The organism is Pseudomonas sp. 05N434 (genome assembly GCF_056396965.1).
This window is the reverse complement of record NZ_JBFTMK010000353.1, coordinates 1-5,314: the sequence shown is the minus strand read 5'-3', so window position 1 is coordinate 5,314 and position 5,314 is coordinate 1. Positions and strand designations below refer to the sequence as shown.

The following is a 5,314-nucleotide window of genomic DNA, read 5'->3' as shown; positions in this document are numbered from 1 at the left end:
CCCCACAACGGCTCCCACAGAGTTCGAGTCTGTTGTCTATGCTTGCCTCATACACATTCGTGACGGGGGATTTATGGACGATCCAGTCGACAACAATAATCACAACAAGCCGCCGACCTTCTGGCAGATGCTGCACAGCGTCATGGCGGCGGCGTTCGGGGTGCAGAGCGGGAAAAACCGGGCCCGGGACTTCACCCATGGCAAGCCCAGTCATTTTGTGATTCTGGGGATTCTGTTCACGGTGGTGTTCGCCCTGACGCTGTTCGGCATCGTCAAACTGGTGTTGCACCTGGCCGGAATCTGAGCCGGCTCAATGCATCAGGGTTTGCAGGCTGAACGGGTAGCGGTACGACGTCGGCCGCCCCTTGGCCGAGAGCTTTTGAAAATCCACGTCGTAATCCTGAGTGGCGCTCAAGCCCAGCAGTCGCCGGGCTTGCGCGTGGTCGATCAACTGCAATAAGGGGATCTGTCGGTCGCGCCCGCCGTACTGGCTGACATCCACCCCCTGATCGTAGTCATGCAACTGCACAAGAGCCCAGCCGCCCAGAGTGAAGTGCCCGCCCAACAACACGCTTAGCCGCCCTTCCAACAGCGCCTGCAACGCGGCCGGTGAATTGTTGATGGCACTGAACAGCACACCCTTGCCCGGCTGGCCTCCCGTTTCGGCGTATGCCTGCATGGCACCGAACGCCATTTCATCGTTGGCCGACCAGACCAGCGATGTTTGCGGGTAACGCTTGAACAATAACCTGGCCTGTTCATAGGCGCGCTCGCGGGTCCAGCCGCCGTACACCAACTGGCGCAACCGCACTTCGGGGTGTTCGGCCAATGCCCGCATCATGCCCTGCTCACGCTCTTGCGCGGCCGGCGTGATTTTCAGGCCGGAAAAGGCCACCAGTTCAATGACCTCACCGGGTGCTACCGGGCCATGCAGGCGAATCAGTTCCTTGAGCATCAGGTAGCCGCCCTCCTCATTGTTGGGCACCAGGCTACCCAGCCAGTCGGGATACTTGTCCGGCTGGGCGCCGAGCAGACGCATCTGGTCGGCGGTCAGGCCGTTGTTGACCAAAAACAGCTTCACACCGCTGCCTTGAGCCAGGCGCAGGATTTCGGGGGCGACATACAGTTCGTTGGAGAACACCAGATAGTCCGGCCGACTCGGCCCTTGCAGCGCTTCGCGGGCCTGTTTGAGTGTGGTCTCGGCGTTTCGCTCGGCATACTGGATTTGCAAATCCATGCCCAGGTTCTTGGCCGCGGTCTGCATGAACTGCGAGTAACTGACCCAGAACGTCTCTTGGCTGGTCCCGGGATTGAGGAACAATACGGACGCCGCCTGGGCACACGGCCCCAGGACCACGCCAAGCGCCAGCACTACACCATAGAAGAACTTCAACATTGATCGTCCGAGCCCCCGAAAATCCGCCGCGCATTATAGCCAGCGAAGTCCCTGGAAACGGCGCATATTCCGGCTTTTTGTCCGACAATCGTCGGCGCCGGGCCCGGACGGGGTCGTTTATTGATGGCTGACCCAGAATACCGCCGTACCCACGACCAGGATGATCAGGAACAGAATCGCCCAGGCATCGACCGTGCTATCGCTTTTCCTTGCTTTGGTTGGGTTGCTCATTGCATCGCCTCTTGTCGGTTTTATCGGTGATTGCATAAAGACTCGAGCACAGTTAAGACGATGATTGCCCGCACGACAAATGAGGGTTTTATCACAACGACTTTCATTAGTCGTTTTGGTTCTTTGCATATACTCAAACATCACTTTTGCGCATAACTGCAAACTGGTATCTTGCGTCGGCTCCGTTGGGAGTGCGCGGCCGTGCGCGCAGAATTGCCGAGGCAGAATCGGATGAAAGCTTGCGAAAACGCAGCTGTATCCGACCGGCCCAAGCCTGAGAACAGGACTTATATGTACGTATACGACGAGTACGATCAGCGGATCATCGAGGACCGCGTCAAGCAGTTCCGTGATCAGACCCGACGCTATCTGGCAGGCGAGCTGAGCGAAGAAGAATTCCGCCCCCTGCGCCTGCAAAATGGCCTTTATATCCAGCGCTTTGCCCCGATGCTGCGGGTGGCGGTGCCTTACGGCCAACTCACTTCGCGCCAGACGCGAATGATGGCCAAGATTGCCCGCGACTATGACAAGGGCTACGCCCACATCAGTACCCGGCAGAACGTGCAGTTCAACTGGCCGGCCGTGGAAGACATCCCGGACATCCTGGCTGAGCTGGCGACCGTGCAGATGCACGCGATCCAGACCAGCGGCAACTGCCTGCGCAACGTCACCACCGACCAGTTCGCCGGTGTCGCCGCCGACGAGTTGATCGACCCGCGGCCATGGTGCGAAATCGTCCGTCAGTGGACCACGTTCCACCCGGAATTCGCTTACCTGCCGCGTAAATTCAAAATTGCCATCAACGGTTCGACGTCCGACCGTGCGGCCATCGAAGTCCATGACATCGGCCTCGAGCCGGTGCACAACGCCGCGGGCGAACTGGGCTTCCGTGTGCTGGTCGGTGGCGGCCTGGGCCGTACTCCGGTGGTGGGCGCGTTCATCAACGAATTCCTGCCGTGGCAGGACCTGTTGAGCTACCTCGACGCCATTCTGCGGGTCTACAACCGCTACGGCCGTCGCGACAACAAGTACAAGGCGCGGATCAAGATTCTGGTCAAGGCCCTGRCGCCTGAAGTGTTCGCGCAGAAAGTCGATGCGGAAATGGAACACCTTCGCGGTGGCCAGACCACGCTGACCGAGGCCGAAGTGCATCGCGTGGCCAAGCACTTTGTCGATCCGGACTACAAGTCCCTGGACAATCAGACGGCCGAACTGGCCGACCTCGACAAACAACACCCGGGCTTCGCCCGCTGGCGTGCCCGCAACACCCTGGCCCACAAAAAGCCGGGTTACGTCGCCGTGACGCTGTCCCTGAAACCGACCGGCGTTGCACCGGGCGACATCACCGACAAGCAGCTCGATGCCGTTGCCGACCTCGCCGACCGTTACAGCTTTGGTCAGCTGCGCACCTCCCACGAGCAGAACATCATTCTGGCCGATGTCGAGCAGAGCCAGTTGTTCGCCATGTGGGGCGAGTTGCGCGAGCAAGGTTTCGCCACGCCGAACATCGGCTTGCTGACTGACATCATCTGCTGCCCTGGCGGCGACTTCTGTTCCCTGGCCAACGCCAAGTCGATCCCGATCGCCGAATCGATCCAGCGCCGTTTCGACGACCTGGACTACCTGTTCGACATTGGCGAGCTGGACCTGAACATCTCCGGCTGCATGAACGCCTGTGGTCACCACCACGTCGGCCACATCGGTATTCTCGGAGTGGACAAGAAAGGCGAAGAGTTCTATCAGGTGTCCCTGGGTGGCAGCGCCAGCCGCGATGCGAGCCTGGGCAAGATCCTCGGCCCTTCCTTCGCCCAGGAAGCCATGCCTGATGTGATCGAGAAGCTGATCGACGTGTACATCGAACAACGTACCGAAGACGAGCGCTTCATCGACACTTATCAGCGTATCGGCATCGACCTCTTCAAGGAGCGCGTCTATGCAGCGAATAATTAAGAACAACGAAGTCGTCGACGAAACCTGGCACTTGCTGCCGAAAGATTTCAACATCGACGAGATCAGCAACTGCGACGACCTGATCGTCCCGTTGCACATGTGGCGCGAACACAGCCGCATGCTCATGGCCCGCGATGGCGGCCTGGGTGTATGGCTGGATGCCGATGAAGAAGCTGAAGAAATCGGTGATGACGTGGCGAACTTCCAGGTCATCGCCCTGAACTTCCCGGCCTTCACCGATGGTCGCAATTACTCCAACGCCCGTCTGCTGCGTGACCGCTATGGTTTCAAAGGCGAACTGCGGGCAATCGGCGATGTGCTGCGCGACCAGTTGTTCTACATGCACCGCTGCGGTTTCGATGCGTTTGCCATTCGCGCCGATAAAGACCCCTACGAAGCCCTTGAAGGCCTCAAGGACTTCTCGGTGACCTATCAGGCCGCCACCGACGAACCGCTGCCGCTGTTCCGTCGCCGTTGATCGTCACACCTTGAACCCCCTTGCGGGGTTCAAGGTTTTTCCCTTACTGCGTGCCTATCGGAAACGGTCGCCCCATGGCCTCCCAGTTCCGATAAAACCGGGCACGATCCTCAAGTGCCGTGAACAGCGCAAACGGGTTTTCAGGATCGACCTCGGCCGATTCAATATCCTGGACCAGTCTTTCCCAAAGCGCTTGCGAAGCATCGGCTTCACCGAGCAGTCGCCACACCCTCGCCTGAAGCGGCAGATAATCGACCCGGAAGTCCGCCGTCAGGCTCAGTCCATCCATTACCCTCAAGAACCGGGCGCCAAGGGGCCTGGCTGCCAGCCTCTGCCAGATCAATCGTCGCGTCGCTTGCAACTCCCCATCGCCTTCGCGCAACCACTCGATGACATTCCCGTAATTAACCCCGGGATCACTTAACCACAGGTTGATACCCGTTCGCCGCCGATGATCGACAATGCGCAACAAGGTGTCCTCATCCGTCAATGGATTGCCCTGCAGCAGCACACGGTCCCTCGAGATAGCCTGGTTCAGTACTGCTGGCGGCACTCGGGTTATCTGGTTATTACGCAGGTCCAATGACGTCAGATAGGGCTGCTCCATGATTCCGACTGGGCAACCAGTGATCCCGGTGTTGCTCAGGTTCAGCCAGCGCAAGTCGTTCATTCCGAGCACCAAAGGCGGGACGCCCAGCGGGTTGTTGCTCAGGTCCAGCGTCTGCAAGTGTGTCAACCCGGTCAATTGAGAGGCGGCGCGCTCATTGAACGTCAGATTCGTCGACCTCAGATTCAGCGAAGAGAGACGCGCCATCTGGTTGATCGAAGGAGGCAGTGCACACTCCGCAAGGCCGCCATGGTTGAAGTGACTCAGGTCGACATTTTCCAGGTTCAGCACTTCAAGATTTGGAAAACACTCGAGAAATCCGTTCAGACTTTCTTCTTCAGTCAGGTGAAAGCCGCGCATCGATAACTCGAGAATATTATTGAACCGGACATTCAACGTGGGTAACCGGTGATAATTCTCGAAGTCGAGATCCAGCCTGACGCCGCGTATCTGATCAGCAGGCAGTAACGGATCCTGCGGCGCCCTGCGTCGTTGCCAGATGGAGACCAGCTCCTCGGCCAACTCATTTCGAATCGCTCGCTCCTGTTGCATTTCGGTCTGCACCAACTGAACGTTATAGGCCTCGATTTGTGCAGCGCTCAATCCCGCTGCTTCGGGATCATTCGGGGCCAGGAAATCGATAGCCATGTCA

5 protein-coding genes are annotated in these 5,314 nt (G+C 58.7%); 3 read left to right on the top strand and 2 right to left on the bottom strand.

Going from position 1 to position 5,314, the window contains the following annotated elements:
• Nucleotides 1-73: 73 nt before the first annotated feature.
• A complete protein-coding gene (locus AC1DLB_RS20290) occupies nucleotides 74-304 on the top strand; it encodes a DUF2970 domain-containing protein (RefSeq protein WP_018927642.1) in 231 nt (76 codons plus the stop codon).
• 6 nt (nucleotides 305-310) lie between these two features.
• Here the strand turns inward: AC1DLB_RS20290 and AC1DLB_RS20285 are convergent, their stop codons facing one another.
• Entirely contained in the window at nucleotides 311-1,396 is a 1,086-nt protein-coding gene (locus AC1DLB_RS20285; protein WP_457327492.1) for an ABC transporter substrate-binding protein, read from the bottom strand.
• 522 nt (nucleotides 1,397-1,918) lie between these two features.
• On the opposite strand from AC1DLB_RS20285, the gene AC1DLB_RS20280 reads away from it, so the two are divergent.
• Nucleotides 1,919-3,577, top strand: a complete 1,659-nt coding sequence (locus AC1DLB_RS20280) for a nitrite/sulfite reductase (RefSeq protein ID WP_477785528.1) — start codon at nucleotides 1,919-1,921, stop codon at nucleotides 3,575-3,577.
• A complete protein-coding gene (locus tag AC1DLB_RS20275; protein ID WP_018927639.1) occupies nucleotides 3,561-4,055 on the top strand; it encodes a DUF934 domain-containing protein in 495 nt (164 codons plus the stop codon). Before AC1DLB_RS20280 ends, AC1DLB_RS20275 begins: the two co-directional genes overlap by 17 nt.
• A 43-nt stretch (nucleotides 4,056-4,098) precedes the next feature.
• Here AC1DLB_RS20275 and AC1DLB_RS20270 read toward each other — a convergent pair.
• Nucleotides 4,099-5,314, bottom strand: a 1,216-nt coding sequence (locus AC1DLB_RS20270; RefSeq protein ID WP_477785527.1) for a leucine-rich repeat domain-containing protein, incomplete at its 5' end; no start/stop codon positions are given.